Here is a 752-nt window from a genome sequence, read left to right as displayed (position 1 = left end):
TGGTCTGAATTGTAGATTTTTTAATTTACTTAAATTTGTTACTGGTAATATTAACATTATTAATAATGCACTAAACATTGCAATAACTCCTAATAATTTGTTAGGAATAGATCTTAATATAGCGTAGAAAGGTAAAAGATATCATTCGGGTACTATAGCTGAAGGTGTTTGCATAGGGTTTGCCATTACATAATTATCACTATCACCTAGTACATTAGACATAAAGAATACAAATAAACTTAATACAATCATAAATAAAAATATAGTAACTAAATCTTTAAATAAATAATATGGAGCAAAAGGTATTCTATCATAATTACCTGATATACCTAAAGGATTACTTGATCCAGCCGTACCATGTAATGCTATTAAATGCATTAAAACTAATGCAGCCAAAATAAATGGTAATAAATAATGTAAAGCAAAAAATCTATTCAAAGTAGCATTATTAACGGAAAATCCTCCTCAAATAAATTCAACTATATCTTGTCCAATTCAAGGAATAGCACTTATTAAATTAGTTATAACTGTGGCACCCCATAAACTCATTTGACCATAAGGTAAAACATAACCTAAAAAACCTGTACCTATCATAGCTATTAGCATGATAGTTCCTATTATTCAAACTAAAGTTCTGGGAAATCTATAAGATCCATAATAAATACCTCTTCCTATATGTAAGTAAACTAAGAAGAAAAAAGCCGAAGCAGTATTACTATGTAGATAACGAACTAATCATCCATTATTTACAT

The 752-nt window shown here is 27.8% G+C and carries 2 pseudogenes; both read right to left on the bottom strand.

The window, feature by feature from the left end:
- Positions 1 to 129, bottom strand: a pseudogene (locus tag ACYVI6_RS18805) (cytochrome b); the annotation flags it as partial.
- Between the two features lie 12 nt (positions 130 to 141).
- A pseudogene (locus tag ACYVI6_RS18800) lies at positions 142 to 723 on the bottom strand (cytochrome b N-terminal domain-containing protein); the annotation flags it as partial.
- Positions 724 to 752: the final 29 nt, after the last annotated feature.

Source organism: Angustibacter aerolatus, from assembly GCF_054776675.1.
The sequence above is the reverse complement of the archived record's forward strand: the minus strand, read 5'-3'. Positions and strand labels throughout refer to the sequence as shown.